The sequence below is a fragment of the Phycisphaerae bacterium genome, assembly GCA_012729815.1.
In the GTDB taxonomy this organism is placed as follows: domain Bacteria; phylum Planctomycetota; class Phycisphaerae; order JAAYCJ01; family JAAYCJ01; genus JAAYCJ01.
The window spans coordinates 1-18,795 of record JAAYCJ010000042.1 but is presented as its reverse complement, the minus strand read 5'-3'; the positions used below and the strand labels follow the sequence as shown (position 1 = coordinate 18,795).

The window sequence follows — 18,795 nt, the reverse complement described above, 5'->3', positions numbered from 1 at the left end:
GGCCTCGACCAACTGCCGCACCGTCATCGGCCCGCCCGTCCACAGGCACTGAAGCACCATGGCCTCGTTCGGCGTGGGAAGGTTTGCACTGATTGACGTCTCCCGAAGCACCGCACAACGTTCCTCAAGAACCGCCAATCAGGTTAACTCGGCGCCGGACGTATTGCCAGTACCAAGCTCCGGGTATACCGACACGTGGTGGATATAGTGAGGGTAACCACCGACCTAGCGGTGATCGGGCACAGCCGGGCGGAATCATCCGTTACCGGTCCGTGCCCGTCGTCGTCGCTCTGGACGCCCTGCCACGGGACTCGTGACACGCGGAAGCCGCAACAGCCGTTGCTACACCGTGCCGCCGGTCTCCAGCGTCTGGAACGCCGCGGTGATCAGGGCCGCGATCAGGGTCTGGGCGCTCTGCTCAAGCCCGCCGATCACCGTATCCTGCACCGATTCGTCGCAACCCATCAGCATGATCGACGACGCACAGGTGGTCAGGAACGCCATTACGTGAAACCGTTTCATAAATCATCTCCCGAGAAATACTTCTTGCCTTGAACCTGGAGATACCGTTTCGCGGCCTGGATCCCGCTGTAATCCGGCGTGAAGCTCTGCCCGATTATATCTTTCAGGGCCCGTACCGCCAACCGCTGGATCCGCTCATTGCCCTTATAGAGCATGTCAACGATCATGGGGAGCCCGCCGTAGTCCTGCAGCCGTCCGAGTGCGCGGGCGGCCGCGATCCGCACCTCGATGTGAGGATCGTTCTCCATTAAGTTTACCAATTGTTTTCGAATCGCGTGGGCATTAAGAAAACCTAAGCCGTCGGCGGCCGCAATACGGACCCGATGGTTCGGGTCGCCCAACAGGTTTGACAGTCCCACCGCCGCCTGCTCGCCGCCCAGCTCGGTCAGGCACTCAGCCACCCGACAGCGAACCGCCGGGCTGCCTTCCTTGGTCAGGCTGCGCAGGACGCCCACCGCCTCGTCCCGCCGCTCCCGCGCCATGGCCAAGGCGGCCTCGCAACTGGCCAGATGCAACGTCTCATTGTTTTCGGCTGTCAGTGTGGCCGCCTCGCCCATAGTCTCTCCTGCAGAGTATTTGCCCCATGTTTCCGCAGCCTGCCATAGGCACTATCGGCAACCGGCTTGGGCGTCTGTAGTTGCCCTGATAGCCTTTATCGGACCGCATCCGCCGGGTTCGCAGGCTCCGCGGAACGGCGTCCGGCAAGTAATTGTCACCGGACAAAACGCCGATACGACAGCAGGCGCAGTGATCGGCACAATCGGTTCACCGAAGGCAGGAAGACCCTATGAAACGCCAAGACAACCACACCGAACGCGGTCGCCCCTGGAAACCCCTCTACAAGCAGGCGATGAGCTTCTACGAGGCCGGCAACTTCGCCCAGGCTGCGGAGCTCTTCAATCAGATCGCCGACGCTCCGGGTGTCCACGGACATCTTGCCCGCTTCTACCACAGCCGGTCGTGCCGCAAGGAAGCGGAGATGCGGATGTCCGCCGGGCAGTACGATCTGGCCTCGGTGTTTCTCAACAAGGCGATCGAGAGCAACGGCCGGTGCCCCACGCTCCTGTCGTTCCTGGCGGAGTGCCATCTGCATCAGGGGCGCTACGGCCAGGCGGGCCTGCAGTTCGAAGGGCTGGCCGAATTGGGCGACTCGCCGGATCGGATGGCCTTCAAAGCCGCGCTGAGCTATTACCTGGCCGGACGATCGGAACGGGCGATCGAGGTCCTCAAAGACCTGGTCCAGAAACACCCCGACCGTTTTGAGTTCAATCACCAACTGGGCATGATGCTGGCCGCCGAAGGCCAGGCCGATCGCGCGATCCCCTACCTGAACCAGGCATGCACGCTTCGCCGGGATTCCGCGGAATGCCAGTGGCGGCTTGGACTGGCCCACGGGGCGGCGGGCCACAGTTTCGAAGCGGTCCACCACCTCCAGAAGGCCCACCGGCTGGACCCGGGCAACAACTGGATCTTGACCCACCTGACCATGGCCGCCCGCCAGGCCCGCCACTTCGGCTTGGAGGTTGATGTCCAGGTCGTGCGGATCGAAGAGGCCAAAACGCCTCGGCAACAGGACGACCTGGATCGCCTGGCTGAGCTGATCGCCGGCGAACCCGATTTCGTGACCGCATTCCTGGACCTCCCCCGCAGCGGCATGGACGAACAGATATTCAGCGCCCTGCTCGAGATCCTGCGCCGGGCCCTGGCCCGCCATCCGGAATTCGCCGACCTGCACTTCCACACCAGTTGCGTCTGCCAGCGGCTGGGACGGACCGACGAGGCCATCGAGCACTCGCGACAGGCCCTCGACCTGAATCCGCGTTTCGTCAACGCGCTGATCCATCTGGCCAGGCTCTACGCCGACACGCACCAGCACCAGCAGGCGATCGCCCGTCTCCAGGCGGCCATCGTCAACGGGGCCAACTACGCCGACGTGCACTACCTGCTGGGACAGCTCTACCAGAACCAGGGATATCTGGAGCAGGCCAAACGCCACTACCGCCAGGCCCTGAGCATCAATTGCGACTTTCACGCGGCCAGGCAAGCCCTGGACGCCATGGCAGCCTAGAGAAGAGGGAGAGACGGCATCATGTCACAACTGCTCGAAGTCTTGGGTAAAGGGCTGGTCAGCAGCCTCTGGTGCATCTTCGGCAAACACCTCTCCCGGTTCGAAGGCAAGGTCGAACCGCTGCGAATCCGACTCGTCGAACGCCCCAACGACCCCGAACTGCTGATCACCGCCGCCGTCTCCTGCTACCGGGGGGGCAAATACGACCAGGCCCTGCTCCACCTCGACCGCCTCGCCGCCCAGGACGCCGGCTACCAGACCGAAATCGCCATGACCAGGGCCTGCGTATTCGAAGCCCTCGGACACCGCGACAAGGCCATCGACGTCCTCAAGGAACTCGACTCGCGCATGGAAGAACCCAACGCGGGCGTCCTCTTCTCCATCGGAGAACTCTGCGAAACCACCGAACGGGGCGACGAGGCGATGGAGTACTACACCCGTGCGGCCGAGATATCGAGCAGCCTCTACAACGCCCACCAGCGGCTCGCCGCCATCTGGGTGGTCCGCGGACAGATCGAACGGGCCATCGAACACTATCAGCAGCTCTGCCACATCGACCCGATGGACACCGAGGCACGGGTGACGCTCGGCTGCCTGCTGCTCAACAGCGGTCAGCCTCGCCGCGCCGTCGGGGAATTCCAGGTCGCCCTGACCATCGAACCGGACAACTGGGCCCTCCAGAACGACCTGGTCGCAGCCCAGGACAGGGCAGGCCAGTATGAGCAGGCGATCGACACCCTCAAGCAGTTGATGGACAAGCACGGCGAGTTTCCCGACAGCTACCTGCAGATGGCGGAGCTCGAAATCAAACTCGGACGCGACGATGAGGCGATGGACTGCTTCCAGAAGGCCCTCGAACTGCATCCGAACTACCTCGAGGCCATCGTCAAGTTCGGCACCCACCATCTGCGGATGGGACGGTACATCGAAGCGGCGGAGACCTTCAGCCGCGCCGTGGAAACCAACGACCGCCTGCTGAACGCCTACGTCGGTCTGGCGGTGGCCCAGCAGCACGCCGGATGGACCGATCGGGCCGCCGAGACCATCGACCTGGCCGTGGCCGTCGAACCCAACACTACCATGCTCTTCGGCGAGATCGCCAAACTGGAGCTCAAGGCCTCGGCCGCCGAAAAGGCACAGGCCTACCTCAAGGACGACGGCGATCCCGCCGAGACCGGCTCGGAACTCTTGCGCATCCAGACCGACCGGTTCTCCGAGGCCCTCCAGCAGTGCCCGAACCGCGCCGACTGGCACTACCGCTACGGCCTGCTCTTAAAGGCACAGGGCCACACCGCCCAGGCCATTGGAGCCTTCGAGGAGGCGGTGGCGATCAACCCGCACTACGTCAAGGCCATGGTCAAGCTCGGCCTGAGCCTCTTTGAACTCGGCGAGACCGACCGGGCCCGCTCGTGCCTCGAGCAGGCGGTGACCCTCGAACCGTCCTACGCCGATCTGCACTACCAGTTGGGCCTCATCTACGCCAACCAGCAGAGCTACTACCTCGCCGTCGAGGAGTTTGAGAACTCCCTTAAACGCAACGGCGGCGACGTGCGGGTCAGGGTGGCTCTTGCCCAGGCCCTCGAGAACATCGGCATGGTGGACCGGGCGCGGGCGTCGTGGAAGGCCGTCCTGGAACTGGCTCCTCACACCGAACAGGCCAAACTCGCCGAAATGGCCCTGGAGAACTGAGCCGCGAACGGCATCCTGCGGCAGGCGCCAACCACCGGCCTCGCGACAGGAACCCTGACGTGGCTGTCAGGAAATCCAGCAGGAAGCCCTACGAAACGTGAGAGCACCGGCCCTCGCACGCCTCACGTCGCGCTACTCCCGATCCCATAGCCAGGTCAGATTGCCCAGCCGGTCGCGATCGTGCGGGGCCGCGTGCAGATCGGCCCACAGGACGTTCGTCCGGCCGTTGTGCCGGCCGCTTGGCGGGTTCGGATCGTTGGGAATCGGGCTGAAGTAATCCGGCGTGACGTGCCAGTTAAGCCCGTCCTTCTCAGCCAGCAGCACCGACTGCGACGGCGAACCGATCGTCCAGAGGTTCGTCTTTTCGGGCCCAAGCCCGTAGAAGCCGTTAAGGCCGTAGTCCGGCCAGACGTCCCACCAAAATGCCGGCCGAGACCCGATCGCCGCCGTCCGCTCCGGGCAGTCGTACAAGGCAAAGCCGAACTGACGGCATGAATGCCACGTTGTCGTCTCGCCACGACGGTGCCGAAACTCCCCCACCCAATAAGTCGTGGGATTGTCGAACCCGATCCATGACCCGGGGATGGCATAGACCATCGGCCGGTAGAACCACTGCGTGCCCGGCATTCCCGACGCCGGGTCGCCATACGGGACGACTCCCGCGTTGTCGCTCAGGTAGAGTTCGAAACACGTTCCCCATTCCCGACACTGCGACAGGCATACCGCCCAGCGACCCTGCTGCCGCGCCGCGGTCAGAGCCGGGAGCAGAATGGCCACCAGCACCGCGACGATCGCGACCACCACGAGAAGCTCGATCAGCGTAAAAGACCCCGAACGGCCGACTCTGGAGGTCGATTTGGTGTGGAAAACTCGCTTCATCGGAGACTCTCCTGGTCGCTGTGTTCGAAGCACTCCTGGGGCCACGCGATGATCCGCGGGTTCGAGTCCAGCACGAAGGGTTCCGTCCGCCACGACTCATCCTGCTTGGCGACGCCGATCCGAATGCTCCCGCCGGTCACCAGGTCCGTCGTTTCCACTTCCTTGATCTCGCCGCCTTCAGGCCACACGAAGCGAACCAGCGGGCCGTTCGTTTCGCGGTTGTACCGCCCCGCCCGCCAGTAGAGGCTCACCAGCCCCCGCTTCGTCCTGAACCAGTGGCACTGCGGCCCTTGGATCGGCGAGAACGATTCCTCAGGGCCGGTCTGCCAGGCGTCGCCGACCGGAGGCTCTGCGGGCAGACACTCCAGCGCCGCCGGGGCGTCAATCACCTCGTGCCCGCCTCCCAGCATCGAAGCCAGACGGGCGAAGGCCTCGACCGCCGGTTTCGGCTGCATCGCGTGGTCCAGCAATCCGAAGTTGTGCTCGCTTTCGAAGAGGTCAGGACCGTCGTTCATCAGGTCGTACACGCACACCGCCGAGACCTCCGCGGTCAGGCTCTGGACCACCATGCGGACCAGATACGCCGCCTGGGCCTCGGGCGTAAAACCGTACGAAAGCCCCACGCCGCGGCCCGGAAGGTACGTCGTGTAGCCGACTTCGGTAATCCAAATCGAAGGATCGTCGTCGATCTTGCGGCCAAGCTCGCGAAGCCGGCGGATCAGCGACGAGAAACTGTGGTCGTCGTCCACGGTCGCCACGCCGTCGCGAGCCAGAATCTCCGGCCCGCCATACGGCATCGTCTCCGGCGGCAGGCGGAACGGGTATGGATGCTCCGCCAGGCCGTCAAGCTCCACCAGCCGCTCTCCGAACCGGTTGAGCAGGTGGTGCGTGGCCGGCGGCGAGCCTCCGCTGCTGATGATCACCGCCTCCGGATTGCCCTCGCGGACCGCCTTCGACGCCTTCTCGACCATCTCCGCGAACTTCTCGACCCACGGACTCTCGCCCGCGCCATTCCACTGGCCGCCGTACTGGGCCCGGAACCACATGTTCTGCGGTTCATTCCAGATCTCCCACACGTCGATCCGGCCGCGGAAATGGGCGGCCATGAACCGGCACCAGTTGGCATACGCGTCCGGATCGAGCGGGTTCTCGTAGAGGTGGTTGCCGTAGGTCAGCGAGAAGATCAGCCGGATCCCCGCGTCGGTCGCCTGGCGGATCCACGCCTCGTTGACCTCATCGATGGCGTATCGGCCCTTCTCGGTCTCGACCTGGTGCCAGTAGATCTCGTCCTTGATCCAACTCACCCCCATCTTCCGCATGAACGGCAGAAGGGGTCCGAAATCCCAGCTGTGCCGACCGAAATGGCCCTGAACGCCGAATCGCTCGATCGGTTCGGGGTATTCCTGGGCCGCCGTCATGCCCGCACAGGCCGCCATAATCATCATGGTCATCCACACTCGATGCGTTGTACTCAATGTTGTGCTCCGCTGGCGTCCACTCGTCGAAGCGGATAGGCGCTGGCGTACCCGCACCGGCTCGAAAGCTCCGGCCAGATCGGTTCGTTGTCCGCCCACAACATCGGCCAGAGGAACCGGTCAACCCATCGCGTGCCCTCGCCGTTCCAGTAGCAGCGCACGCTTGACGCCGACACCCACGCGACCTCGCCGCCGATCCCGACGACGTTCCAGCCGCGATCCGGACCCTGTTCGCCGTGGTTCGACGCCATCGGAAGACCGTCCGCAAGCCGGTACCACGGACCGTCCGCCAGGATCGCCCCGAAGTAGTCACGGCTGTAGTACTGCCACCGCGCAGCCATGTGGTCCACCCACACGTGTCGCGGGTGCCAGCTTTCCCAACCCTCGGAGTAAATGATGTAGCTCGACCAGATCTCCACCTCGTCGTCGCCCAGACTCCCGCCCGGCCCATACGCGCCCGGCGGATAGCTCCAGTTGTCCCACCGCCGCTGGAAGTCGCTCGCCGCCGAGCCGGTTCCCGCATCCGACGGACAGACGATCGTCGCGAAGTTGTTCAGGTCGCCCGTATAAAAGTAGTGGGCCAGCCCCATCCGCAAAAACGGCACGTCGCCCTGCACCCGCGACGGATGCCAGTCGTGAGTCCCCGCCGCCACCCGGTCGTTCTGCGCGTCGGCATACGTGTTGACCGCCATGGCCGCCTGCCGCAGATTGTTGCCGCACACCGTCCGCCGCGCCAACTCGCGGGCCAAGTTCAACGCCGGCAGCAGCATCGACACTAGCACCGCGATGATCGCGATGACCACCAGCAGTTCAATCAGCGTAAAGGCCGCCGCCGACCGTCTCAGACCGGCGACACACGAACCGGATCTGCCGCCTTCAATGCCCGTCATGCCGACTCCCTTCTGATCAGTTCGACCGGTATACAGATGTGCACCGGCGGACGGACGGTCCCTTCGATCAGCCCGTGGATCAGCCGGCCCGCCTCATAGCCCGCCTTGTCGTAGTCCGCATGCACCGTCGTCAGCGACGGCTTGACCATCGTCGCCAGCGGCAGACCGTCGTTCCCGACCACCGCCAGATCCTTGCCCACGACCAACCCTCGGTCCAAAGCCGCCTTGTAGAGCCCGCGGGCCGACCAGTCGTTGAAGCAGTACACGCTGGCCGGCAGTTCGATCGTTTCCAACATCCGAAGTGCGGTCTGGTACGACGGCAACCACCGCTTCTCCGAACCCCAGTACCGCACATCGATATCCGGCACCGAAACCCGCCACACGTGGCCTTCCACGTTATCGAACCCCGCATCCGCCATCGCGGCGTGATGCCCCAGCCGCCGGTCCCCCGCCAACTCCCCTTCCCGCGGCTCCCCGATAAACCACACCGGACGGCGGTACTTCTCGATCAGGTAATGCACCGCCTGATACGCCCCCATCCGGTCGTCCGAACGCACCGTGCTGATCGGAAGATCCCACAACGACCGGCACGCCACCACCGGCACGCCCCGCTCAACCAGCCCCGTCAGCACCTGCCGGTATCGCTCGTGTTGGTAGGGATATACGAACACCCCCTCAGCCGGGTAGCTCTCGAAGTTCTCCAGCGCCTCCAGCAGACGCTCGTGATCCTCGCACAGCAGGCCGTGAAACTCCAGATCATGCTGGTCGGCGTAAGCCTTCATGCCCTCAAAAATGCGGACCGCCGGCCAGTCCGTCATCGCCGCCCACGCCGCTGAGATGGTCACCTTCCGCGCGGTACTCACACCGCGATTCGCCCCCCCGACAACCTGCCCCTTCGTCGCCACCGGTACGACCGCCCCCCGCTTGGGATGCTTCTGGAGCTTGCCTTCCTCGGTCAGAATGGCCATCGCCCGACGCAGCGTCGATCGCGACGCGCCGTACCGCCCCACCATATCACTCTGAATCGGAAGGAGCGACCCCGGCTTATAATGACCATCCTCAATGTCCCGGAGAATCTGACGACTCAGCCGAACCGCCTTGCTGTTGTAGGTGATCTCCGTGATACTCACTCGGCCACCTCACAAAAAAACGCCTGCCACGTCCAATGTCTTTGTATCAGAAATCCAGCCACAGGTCAAGCATTATCGACCGTTATGGTCACAAATTTGACCACTATGGCCAGTATTGAATGCCGCGGATGATCCTGATAGACTGACGTGGCAGGCACGGGTGGCGATGAAAAGGGCGGATAGTGACTGAGGCGCAAGCGAGTACGGGTAGTTCGGACGGCGGCATCCGCATCGAGTGCCCCCACTGCCAACGCGGCTATGTCGTGCCACCTCAGCTCCTGACCGCGGCTGAAGGGCAGGACCGCAAGGTCCGATGCCGCGGTTGCGGGCAGACGTTTTCCATCACCCAACCGGTCGCGAGGACGGCCAGCCAGTTGCCTGCGGACAGTTCGCCGGACGAAACGGCCTCGTCCTTGAACATTCCCGACTCGATCCAGTGCCCTTCCTGCCGACGGATATACAGCCTCTCCGACGGCGCTAGAGCCAAGCTCTCGCGTCTGCCTGCCAGGATGCAGTGCAGCCACTGTCGAAGTTGCTTCGAGTTGCCCGATGCCGCCCCCCCGGCGGCGACCGCTGAGGCGGCGCAGTCCCCCACCCAGGACTTCGAGGAGTTCATCCCGAAAGAGACCAGGCCCTGCCCGTTCTGCGGCGAGCCCATCGGCGTCGAGGCGACCAAGTGCAAGCACTGCGACGAGTGGATGACGGGCAAGTGTCCAACCTGTTTCCGGGAGGTGCCGGTCAACGCGATCGCGTGCCCGTCCTGCGGGACGCCGACCGTCGGCATCGCGATCAACCGGCCCCTGGCCGTCGCCGCCCACCACCACGAGCCGCTGCGTCATGACACGACCCTGGCCACCCCGGCCGGCTTCTGGCTTCGGTTGGCTGCGTTCTTTATCGACGCCTTCGCCCTGGTGATCATCCTGCTCCTGGCCGATCCGCTGATCGGCTTGGCCGTCGGCGGAACGCCGGTTGAGACGGTCTTCAGCCTTCTGGTCGAGTGGCTCTACTTCGCCCTGATGGAGCGATCGGCCTACCAGGGCACGCTCGGCAAGATCCTGGTGGGCCTGATCGTAACCGACGTTCAGGGCCATCGGATCTCGTTCTGGCGGGCCACCGGGCGCTACTGGGCCAAGATGCTCTCGGCCCTGACATTCGGAATTGGGTTCATCGTTGCCGGCTTTACGGAGCGCAAACAGGCCCTGCATGACCTGGCCGCCGGCACGCTGGTCTACAGGACTCGATAGTGAACTGCCCGTTCTGCGAACATGTCGTTCCGCTTGACCCGGCCGCTCTGGAGGGCCAGACGCGGCCGGCGCCAATCCGCTGCGAGTCCTGCGGCCGAAACGTCGAACTGGTCTGGGCTTTGCCGGAGATGGCCCTGCGCCTCGTTCGTCCCGGGCCGGTGCTCAAGGCCCTGCCGCGGTCAGCGGGCGGCCAACCGACAGGTTCACCGCTGAGGCGCTGCCCATTCTGTGGAGGCTCCGTCCTGGCGCACGCCCAGAAATGCCGGCACTGTCGGCGCTGGCTTTGTCGCACCTGCCCCGGCTGCGGCGGATCGGTGCCGTCCGAGGCCAGCGTATGCCCGACCTGCGGTCAGCGGCATCTGGGTATCCAGGTCGCCTCTCCGGGCCTCGGACCGCCCGGCGAAGCCCCGGGCAACCACTTGACCGATCCCTGCCGAATCTACCGCGGCCGTCCGGTCCGCCCGGTCGACTTTGTCGGCCACCTGCTTTCGCTGCAGGAGAAGATCCTGCTGTTGGATCTTCGGATGGGGAATCGCAGCGTGCCGATCAACATTGAATCGCACCTGCGTCACTTCGCCCGCGAGCATGGCGATTTCCCGATTGTCGTGCGGGTCAACCAATACGCCCCCAGCGGCGAGTTTCACCTGCTGGTGGCCAATCAGCGGATATGGTCGTTCCTGCGTCTGGTCTACGGCACGTGGCATCTGATTGTGTACACTCTCGCGCCCTGGCGGCTGTTCGGGGGCGACTGCTATCAGCCGCTGACCAACACGGTGCACCTGTTTTCGGGCCACCTGGGCGTCGCCCTTCACGAGATGGGCCATGCCGCCGACTTCGCCCGCCGACGCTACCCGGGCCTCTACATGGTCGCCCGCATTCTGCCGCCGGTCACGCTCTATCAGGAGTACGTCGCGTCGCGCTACGCGGTCCGGTATCTCCGCTCGATCGGCGACGTGACGGCAGAGCAGGAGGCGTACAAGGTCCTGGCGCCGGCGTTTTTCACGTATCTCTTCGGGACCATTGTTCCCGCCCGCCTTCAGGCGTTCATCTTCCTGCCCTTCATCCTGCTCGGTCACGCCATCGGCCGGATGCTTTCCCGCCGCGTTGGCGGGCCGGCCCGTTCCGACACGGCTCAGAGAATCTCGAATCAATTTGCAGAAATCCCTTAAGAGCTCTTGCGTTTCGTAGGTTCGCTGTTAAACTATCAACCGTCGGAGTCCCCCGCTAGTCGGGGGCAGAGCAGATCTGTATACGGTCGGACGCAATGCAGGCGGCAGAGAGTGCCTATCGCATGATCTAGGGACGCCGCGGAATGCCCGAATGGTCCGAGCAACTTGAACGGCAGCTTGCCAGCGCCCTGGCGCGGTGCGCGCCGCAGGTCCGTTTTGACGGCCGGGACGCGGGGGCCCTGTGGCTGTGGCAGGCCAAGCGCAAGGCCGCCCTCAATGAGGCGCTGGGCCTTGACGTGCCCACGGTCTACGGCCCTCCCAAAGCCACACTCGTCAAGGGCCAGGAAAAGGCTGTGGATCAGTTCCAGGTCTGGTCGGTGGAGACCGAGCCCGGCGTGGCCCTGCAGGTTCACATGCGGGCGGTGGCGGCCCTGGCGGGTCGGCCGGGGGCGATCGTGATCAACCTCGCCGACCGCTTCGATCCGGCGGAGCACGAGACGTTCTGTGGCAGGATCAATGCGATGGGCCTGACCGCGGTGAGCCTGACACCTCGCGGTCTGCACGACAACAGCGTCTGGTCGCTGGCGGCGGCGTATCTGGGCCTGGGCCAGTCGTACGCGGGCGTGGCGGTCAGCGATTTGTTGCGGGTGGTCGATCACATCGAGAGTCTGCTGGAGGTCGAATCGGAGCCGCTGATCGTGCTGGGGTCCGGCTGGCTTGTGCCGGTAGTGCTGGCCTTTGCCGCCCTGGATCAGCGGATCACCGGGTTGGTCATTGGTTTTGGCGACGGCGAGACTCTCGGCGGCCCCACCGATCGCCCGCCGCTGTTCATGAACGCGTACATGCACCTGGGGCCCAACCCGGTTCTGACGCTGGCGCAGTGCGTAGTTCCCAAGCCGATGCTCCTGTCGAATTTCCCGGAGCGTTCGGTCGGCTGGCTGACCAACGGCAAATCGGGCGTACTGGCGCCGACCGAGCAGCTCAAGCAACTGACCGAGACCTATCACGTGGCCGGGCATCCGGACCGATTGGAGTTGACCGGAACCGCCGCGGGACCCGATGAACGGCTCGAGCAGCTTCGGCATTTCCTGGAGGATCATTTCACGACGATCGATTGAGCGCGTGGACGGATTCGCGTGGCGACACTGCATGCCTGACCCATGCCGGGGGCTATCAGGTTGGCTGATTTTCATTCAAGGGGCCCCTGATCGTTGCCGATTATAAGGAGGGAATCCTTTGTGTACCGGCGAGAGTGGGACTGTGTGATGATTCAGGAAGGCGGAAAGAACTACAGATATTCCTCGCGAGGACCGGTGGTGGTTATCGGCGACCTTCACGGCCATTACCCCGGCCTGGTCAGCATTCTGCGCCACACCGGTCTGGTCGGTGAAGACTTGCGATGGTCCGGCGGCGAGGCCACACTCGTGCAGATCGGGGACCTGTTTGGACGCGGCGATGAAGGCAAGCACTGCTGCGAACTGCTGATGAACCTGGAGACGCAGGCCAGCGAGTTCGGCGGCCGGGTTATTACGTTGTTGGGTAACCACGAGGCGATGGCGACGCACTTTCATCTGCGTTACATTACGACGGCTGAGATGGCCAACTTCGTGACCGCGCCCCCAGAGCGTCAGGATCCGCAAACCGCGTTCATCGAAGCGGTCAGCAACGCGAGTGCGCTGGGGCGCTGGCTGCGCACGCGGCCCGCGGCGGTGATGGTCAACGACGACCTGTTCGTACACGGCGGCCTGGAGTGGGACTGGGCCCGGATGGGGATGGCATGGATCAACTCGCAGGTGCACGAGGACATGGCTGAGGAGGTAGTCTACCGGTCGCTGGGTCCGACCAGCCCGCTCACCTCGCGGACCGGCCCGCTGTGGAACCGCCGCCTGATTACGTCGGCGTCGAGCAGCGGCGCCGGCGAAGATATCGAGATGACGCTCGCGGCCCTGGATGCGCGGTCGATGATCGTGGGCCACACGCCGTCGCAGACGGTCACCGAGGACGGGCAGCGGATGATCGTCTCGAAGTATGGAGGCCGGCTGATCGGCGTCGACGTGGGCATCCATCCGCTGTTCGGCGGCACCTACGGTTGGCTTGAGATCGACGGCGACCGCATGGTCGGCCGGTCAATGCCTTCGCCTCACCAGGCGGAACTCGAGCCCCTTCCGCCGGACCTCATGGACGAGTTGACCGTTTGAGGAACATCTCGCGGATTTCCCGCAGCGGATAGCCGCTGCGGTTGAGACGCCCGATGGTCCGAATCTTCCTGATCGTTTCACGATTGAAGAGTCGCCGGCCGCCCCTGGTCCGCGAGTTCTCCTCGATCAACCCGATCATGCAGTAGTATTGGACGGTCTGGGTCGAGACTCCCGCCTCGCGGGCCAGTTCGCCGATCCGCAGCAGGTCGTTCTCGCTTGGGCTCTCGCCGCCCACCGTCCGGGCCCTCCTTAACTCTCCTCGTTATCGAACAGCGGCGTCTCGTCTTCCTGCGCGGGCATCCGTCGTCCGATGACCGTCTTGATGTTCAGGTGATCGCAGGCCGCCTGAGTGGCGATCCGGCCCTGGCGGGTCCGGGCGATGAGGGCGACCCGCAGCAGGTACGGCTCGACCACGTCCTCGAGCGTATCCCGGGCCTCTCCCAGGGTGGCGGCCAGGGCCTCGATGCCCGCCGGCCCGCCGCCGTAGGTGTGGATCAGCGTGGCCAGGTACTTGCGGTCCAGACCATCCAAGCCCAGGTGATCCACGCCCTCGAGTTCCAGGGCCTGGGTTACCGCGTCGCTGGTGATCTTGCCGCTCGTCTTGACCTGGGCGAAGTCGCGCACCCGGCGGAGCAGCCGGTTGGCGATCCGCGGCGTGCCGCGGGAGCGCCGGGCCACCGTCCGCAGGGCCTCCTCGTCATACTTCAGATTCAGAATCTGCGAGCTTCGGCGGACCCGCTCGAAGAGCTGCTCGTCGCTCCAGTAATCCAGGTGGGCGGTGATGCCGAACCGGCTGAGCAGCGGGGCGCTGAGCAGGCCGGCCCGCGTCGTGGCGCCGAGGAGCGTGAACGGCTTGACCGGCAGCTTGATGACTCGGGCGTGCGGGCCCGAGTCGACCACGAAATCGACCGAGAACTCCTCCATCGCCGGGTACATGAATTCCTCGACGGCGATGGGCAAGCGGTGGATCTCATCGATGAACAGGACGTCGCCGGACTCCAGGTTGGTCAAGATGCCCATCACGTCGGCCGGGCGCATCAGGGCCGGGCCGCTGGTAATCCGGATCTTGGAGCCCATCTCGTTGGCAATCACGTGGGCCAGCGTGGTCTTGCCCAAGCCGGGCGGCCCGTGCAGCAGCACGTGCTCGACCGGTTCGGAACGCTGGCGAGCCGCGGTCACCGCGATCCGCAGCTTTTCGAACAGGTCCGAGGTGCCGATGCACTCGTCGAGGGTCTCCGGGCGCAGCGTCCGGTTGAGGACCTCGTCGTCCGGGCCCAATGAGTTCTGGGACAAGACTCTCTCTCGCGTCATTCCTTCCGTCCCGATTTAAGCTTGTAGACCGCCTCGACAATCCTGGCTGGATCGTCCAGCGGCTGGTTATCCACGGCCTTGCGAACCAGTTCCACCGCGTCGATGCGTCGCTCGCCGAGACTCAGCAGGATCTCGACCGCCTCGCGTTCGGCCTGGCCCAGGTCAGCGACCGGAACCGCAGTTGCCGCGGCCGCGCCAACCGCCACGAACCGGTCCATGCGTCCTCGAAGCGAGGCCACCAACTGCTCGGCTGAACGCTTGCCGATTTCCGGCAGCGTGGCGATGATCTTGACGTCGCCGCGTTCGATCGCCTCGGCGATCCACGCCGGCGGCCGGGCCATCGCCTTGAGTGCCTTGCGCATGCCCAGGCCCTTGACCTTGGTGAATTCCATGAAGAACCGCCGGTCGATCGCGTCGAGGAATCCGACCAGCCGCGGGTAGATGTTGGATCCGACGGCTGAACCTTCGTAGTACTGGATGGTGTGGAAGGTCACCTCGCGGCCAATCTGCATCTGCAGTTCCGCGTTCACGAACGCGGGCACGCACAGTTCATAGCAGATCCCGTCCCGATCGACGACCGCGGTGTCGCTGTCCGCCTGCACCAGTTTACCCGTTATCCGAACGATCATAGACTGCCGTCCGCAAAGAGTTCAGTGTACGTGTGCCGATCAGGCCCGTCAATGGGCGCTGTGGCCCACCCTCGTTCGACTGGACGACAATTATACCAAACATTTGTTAAAATGGGAGCGGTTTCCGGCGATTTCGCAAAGATTCTGTGTCCCGTTTGGCCCGTCCAAGGGCTGGACACCGGGCCGTTTGGGGATTAAGATCGCCTCTCGTTTTGCGGCTGACATGCAGCTTTTCCACCTGGTGAATTGAGGATGGCATGACCGATCGGACAGCGTTTGTAACGCCGGGACGTTTCATCGTCGGATGCAACTATTGGGCGGCTCACGCCGGAACCGCGATGTGGCGGGACTGGCGGCCCGAGGTGATTGACCGGGACTTAAAGGTGCTGGCCGAGGCTGGGCTTCAGATCATCCGGGTCTTTCCGCTCTGGCCGGACTTCCAGCCGATCCATCTGCTGAGAAGCTGTCAGGGCCATCCCGCGGAGTACCGTTTCGGCGAACAGCCGCTAGGCGATGATGAGGCCGGGCAGGCCGGTGTCTCGGCCGAGGCGATCGAGCGTTTCGCCGAATTCATCGCCATCGCCGAGCGGCACGGCCTGAAGCTCAGCGTGGGTCTGGTCACCGGCTGGATGAGCGGCCGCCTGTTCGTCCCGCCCGCCCTGGAAGGGCTCGATGTCCTGACCGATCCGCGTGCGATTCTCTGGCAGGTGCGGCTGGTGCGGTACTTCGTCCGGCGGTTCCGCGACGAACGGGCGGTCATCGCGTGGGGCCTGGGCAACGAGTGCAACTGCATGGGCACCGCCACTCGCGAGCAGGCGTGGGTGTGGGCCGCGACGATCGCCGACGCGATCCGCAGCGCCGATCCCAGTCGTCCAGTCATATCGGGCATGCACAGCCTCTTCGCCGGTCCCGAAGGATCGTGGACGATCGGCGACCAGGCCGAGTTGACGGACGTGCTGACCACCCATCCTTACCCCCTGTTCACTCCCGGCTGCGACCTGGACCCGCTGAACACAATGCGGAGCTGCCTGCACGCGACGGCTGAGACCCGGCTGTACGGCGACGTGGGCGGCCGCCCGTGTCTGGTCGAGGAGTTTGGCACGCTCGGTCCGAACGTCGGCAGTGACGCCGTCGCCGCCGACTACCTGCGCACCAACCTGTTTTCGCTGTGGGCCAACGACGGCCGGGCGCTGCTGTGGTGGTGCGCCAACGAGCAGTCGCACCTGGAGGCTGCGCCCTACGATTGGGATTCGATCGAGCGCGAACTGGGGTTGCTGCGCTGTGACCATTCGGCCAAACCGGTACTCGGGGAGTTGGGGCGCTTCCGTCGGCTGATCGAGGCGATGCCGTTCGAGGCCCTGCCGCCGAGGCTGACCGACGCGGTCTGCATCCTGACCCGCGGCCAGGACACATGGCGCAACGGCTATGCCGCGTTCATTCTCGCCAAGCAGGCGGGTTTCGATTTCGAGTTCCAGTTCGCCGATCAGCCGATCCGCGAGGCCCCGCTTTATCTGCTGCCGGGACTCTGCGGCCAGCAGTGGATGCGCCGGCGGCGGTGGCTTGAGCTGCTGGCCAGGGTCGAAGCCGGGGCGACGCTGTATATGTCCTACGACTCAGCCATCATCAGCTCGTTCGAAGAAGTCACCGGACTGGAGAGTCAGACCCGCTGCGTCCGGCCCGGAGCCGTCAAGGCGACCTTCGACGCCCTGCCGGGCGAGCCGAATTTCGAGATACCGACCGGTGTGAAACTGACGGTCAAGCCGACGCGGGCGCAGGTCCTGGCTCGCGAGGACGACGGCAACCCGGTGTTCGCGGTCTGCGCGTACGGCAACGGGAAGGTGTACTTCCTCGGCTGGCCGCTCGAACGCCAACTCGCCCACCAGCCCGGCGCGTTCTGCGAACCCGACGTTCCCGCCTGGTGGCGGATCTACCGCCACGTCGCGGACTCGGTTCCTTCACAGCGGGTCGTCGGGAAGACGAATCCGTTCGTGGGAGTCACGGAACACCCGCTTGACCAGAAGACCCGGGTGATCGTCGCGGTCAACTACTCGCCGGATGAAGTCGAGTCCGGCATCACGATTTCCGATGGTTGGCAGGTCAAGTCTCTGCTCCACGGCAAGCCCGAACGCCTGGACAGGAATGACGCCGCCGTCTTTCTGATCGCTCGACGGTAGCGGCCAGGCTCGCAGCCCGACAGATGGAAATCGCAGTCCGACCCGCCGCTCACGCCATCCAGAACGAATAGAACTCGCCATCGGTCAGGTGGAACCGCAGGATCACCGGGCGTTCGCGCCACCGCCCCAACCCGCCGCCTCGCCACGTCAACGGCTCGTTCATGCAGTCACCGGTCAGCCCGCGGCAGTCCTGTGTCCCGAAGCCCTCCAGGGCCCCACCCATTCTGAAGCGCCAACTCGGCTCCATCGACGGCGCATCCACCTCAGCGACCTCCAGCACCTCAGCCCGGAGATCGCCTCGAACGCTGGCGTTGATCCGAAGCTCGCCGCCGCTGCCAATCATCAACGGTTTGGTGGTCAGCGTTCCCCCTTCGGCATCGGCGTCATACGAGACAAACCCGTCGCGCCGGAGCGTCGCCAGCCCGATGGCCGCCAGCTTGCGGTCCCGCGGGAAAAGTGTATCGCCCGGAACGTGATGCCGTGCCCGGCCGCCGTAGTAGAACCATAGCCGCTCGCCGCGAAGGATCGGTCCGCCCGAGTGAATATCGAGCATGTACGCATCCCACCGGCCCGCTTGCCCGCTCGGCGAGAGAAACGCTCTGCGTCCGCCGGCCCGCCACCAGTGCTCGCCATCCCGCGAACTGACAAGCTGCACGTCTCGCATCCGCGCCATCGTCCGATGGTCGTCGCTCGAATGGTACACCTCGATCAGGCCCAGGTACATTCCCTCGTACACGAAGCCCGACATGTTGTAGAGATTCACGTCGCGATCGTCGTGATCGTCCGGCACCAGGCACGTCCGCGGGGTCGTCCAATGCTCGAAATCGCTGCTGAAAGAGATTCCCCGAACCCGCTGGATCGGTCCCTGATCGCCCACGCCGTCGGGCCGATACAAGTGGCGTTTGGTAAACGCGATGAAACGCCGCTTGAGCGGGTCGTACATGCACGTGTGGCAGTCGCTCATATCCGGGTCGTCCAGCCGGCTGAGGACCGGCTTGGCCCCGGAATGCCAATGGACCCCATCCGCTGAGCAGGCGGTGTAATAGCCGTAGCAGGCAGCGCCATACCGCTCTTTGGCCGACGCACTGGTCGGGGCCTGAAACGTGAACAACCTGTAGCGACGCCCAGGATCGGTTTCGTCCGGGCGGATCATCACCGACACGTTGTCGAGGTTGAACTGCTTCTCCTCAAGGCGCTTCGGATCAAAGCCACGGTAGACGATATTCGTCGCTCGGCCTTGCCAGGGGAACAGATCGTACTCCGGCTTCTCCCAGTTCAGCCCGTCTCGGCTGACCGCGTAACAGCACCCGTCGCAATGATACCACGCCTTGAACAACTCCTCCGCCGGATCCCACAGCACCGTTCCGTGCAGCACCGCGTAGTCGTTTTCCCACGGCCGATCGCCCCGGATCACCGG

General features: G+C 64.6%; 17 protein-coding genes. 7 read left to right on the top strand and 10 right to left on the bottom strand.

Annotated features, from left to right (window positions below):
* Nucleotides 1-342: 342 nt before the first annotated feature.
* The gene (locus GXY33_03260; GenBank protein ID NLX04146.1) at nt 343-522 is read right to left on the bottom strand and encodes a hypothetical protein; all 180 of its coding nucleotides are present in this window, start codon (nt 520-522) and stop codon (nt 343-345) included.
* Entirely contained in the window at nt 519-1,079 is a 561-nt protein-coding gene (locus tag GXY33_03255; protein NLX04145.1) for a HEAT repeat domain-containing protein, read from the bottom strand. Before GXY33_03255 ends, GXY33_03260 begins: the two co-directional genes overlap by 4 nt.
* A 230-nt stretch (nt 1,080-1,309) precedes the next feature.
* On the opposite strand from GXY33_03255, the gene GXY33_03250 reads away from it, so the two are divergent.
* Both GXY33_03250 and GXY33_03245 read left to right on the top strand, forming a co-directional pair.
* The gene (locus GXY33_03250) at nt 1,310-2,590 is read left to right on the top strand and encodes a tetratricopeptide repeat protein (GenBank protein ID NLX04144.1); all 1,281 of its coding nucleotides are present in this window, start codon (nt 1,310-1,312) and stop codon (nt 2,588-2,590) included.
* Nucleotides 2,591-2,611: 21 nt separating this feature from the next.
* Nucleotides 2,612-4,279 (top strand): tetratricopeptide repeat protein, encoded by a 1,668-nt coding sequence (locus tag GXY33_03245; protein ID NLX04143.1) that lies wholly within the window; start codon nt 2,612-2,614, stop codon nt 4,277-4,279.
* Nucleotides 4,280-4,411: 132 nt separating this feature from the next.
* On the opposite strand, the gene GXY33_03240 is transcribed toward GXY33_03245, so the two are convergent.
* The 4 genes from GXY33_03240 to GXY33_03225 are packed head-to-tail and all read right to left on the bottom strand — an operon-like array spanning nt 4,412 to nt 8,653.
* On the bottom strand, nt 4,412-5,158 hold the full coding sequence (locus GXY33_03240) for a prepilin-type N-terminal cleavage/methylation domain-containing protein (GenBank protein ID NLX04142.1): 747 nt from the start codon (nt 5,156-5,158) through the stop codon (nt 4,412-4,414).
* A complete protein-coding gene (locus tag GXY33_03235; GenBank protein NLX04141.1) occupies nt 5,155-6,609 on the bottom strand; it encodes a hypothetical protein in 1,455 nt (484 codons plus the stop codon). The genes GXY33_03240 and GXY33_03235 overlap by 4 nt, the downstream gene beginning before the upstream one ends.
* A gap of 20 nt (nt 6,610-6,629) precedes the next feature.
* Nucleotides 6,630-7,523, bottom strand: a complete 894-nt coding sequence (locus tag GXY33_03230; GenBank protein NLX04140.1) for a prepilin-type N-terminal cleavage/methylation domain-containing protein — start codon at nt 7,521-7,523, stop codon at nt 6,630-6,632.
* Entirely contained in the window at nt 7,520-8,653 is a 1,134-nt protein-coding gene (locus GXY33_03225; protein ID NLX04139.1) for a substrate-binding domain-containing protein, read from the bottom strand. Before GXY33_03225 ends, GXY33_03230 begins: the two co-directional genes overlap by 4 nt.
* Before the next feature lie 182 nt (nt 8,654-8,835).
* Between GXY33_03225 and GXY33_03220 the strand changes: the two genes are divergently transcribed.
* From GXY33_03220 to GXY33_03205, 4 genes are all read left to right on the top strand, one after another.
* On the top strand, nt 8,836-9,897 hold the full coding sequence (locus tag GXY33_03220) for a hypothetical protein (GenBank protein ID NLX04138.1): 1,062 nt from the start codon (nt 8,836-8,838) through the stop codon (nt 9,895-9,897).
* Entirely contained in the window at nt 9,897-11,066 is a 1,170-nt protein-coding gene (locus GXY33_03215) for a hypothetical protein (protein NLX04137.1), read from the top strand. Before GXY33_03220 ends, GXY33_03215 begins: the two co-directional genes overlap by 1 nt.
* A 143-nt stretch (nt 11,067-11,209) precedes the next feature.
* Nucleotides 11,210-12,184: a hypothetical protein gene (locus GXY33_03210; GenBank protein NLX04136.1), complete on the top strand. Its 975-nt coding sequence runs from the start codon at nt 11,210-11,212 to the stop codon at nt 12,182-12,184.
* Between the two features lie 120 nt (nt 12,185-12,304).
* A complete protein-coding gene (locus GXY33_03205; protein ID NLX04135.1) occupies nt 12,305-13,264 on the top strand; it encodes a hypothetical protein in 960 nt (319 codons plus the stop codon).
* Here GXY33_03205 and GXY33_03200 read toward each other — a convergent pair.
* Genes GXY33_03200 through GXY33_03190 form a run of 3 tightly spaced genes read right to left on the bottom strand, consistent with a single transcriptional unit; the run spans nt 13,242 to nt 15,204 of the window.
* The gene (locus tag GXY33_03200) at nt 13,242-13,499 is read right to left on the bottom strand and encodes a MerR family transcriptional regulator (GenBank protein NLX04134.1); all 258 of its coding nucleotides are present in this window, start codon (nt 13,497-13,499) and stop codon (nt 13,242-13,244) included. The genes GXY33_03205 and GXY33_03200 overlap by 23 nt on opposite strands.
* A 14-nt stretch (nt 13,500-13,513) precedes the next feature.
* Entirely contained in the window at nt 13,514-14,575 is a 1,062-nt protein-coding gene (ruvB, locus tag GXY33_03195; protein ID NLX04133.1) for a Holliday junction branch migration DNA helicase RuvB, read from the bottom strand.
* Entirely contained in the window at nt 14,572-15,204 is a 633-nt protein-coding gene (locus GXY33_03190; GenBank protein NLX04132.1) for a Holliday junction DNA helicase RuvA, read from the bottom strand. The genes ruvB and GXY33_03190 overlap by 4 nt, the downstream gene beginning before the upstream one ends.
* 257 nt (nt 15,205-15,461) lie before the next feature.
* Here GXY33_03190 and GXY33_03185 point away from each other — a divergent pair, with 257 nt between their 5' ends.
* A complete protein-coding gene (locus tag GXY33_03185; GenBank protein ID NLX04131.1) occupies nt 15,462-17,378 on the top strand; it encodes a cellulase family glycosylhydrolase in 1,917 nt (638 codons plus the stop codon).
* 49 nt (nt 17,379-17,427) lie between these two features.
* On the opposite strand, the gene GXY33_03180 is transcribed toward GXY33_03185, so the two are convergent.
* Nucleotides 17,428-18,795, bottom strand: a 1,368-nt coding sequence (locus GXY33_03180) for a hypothetical protein (protein NLX04130.1), incomplete at its 5' end; no start/stop codon positions are given.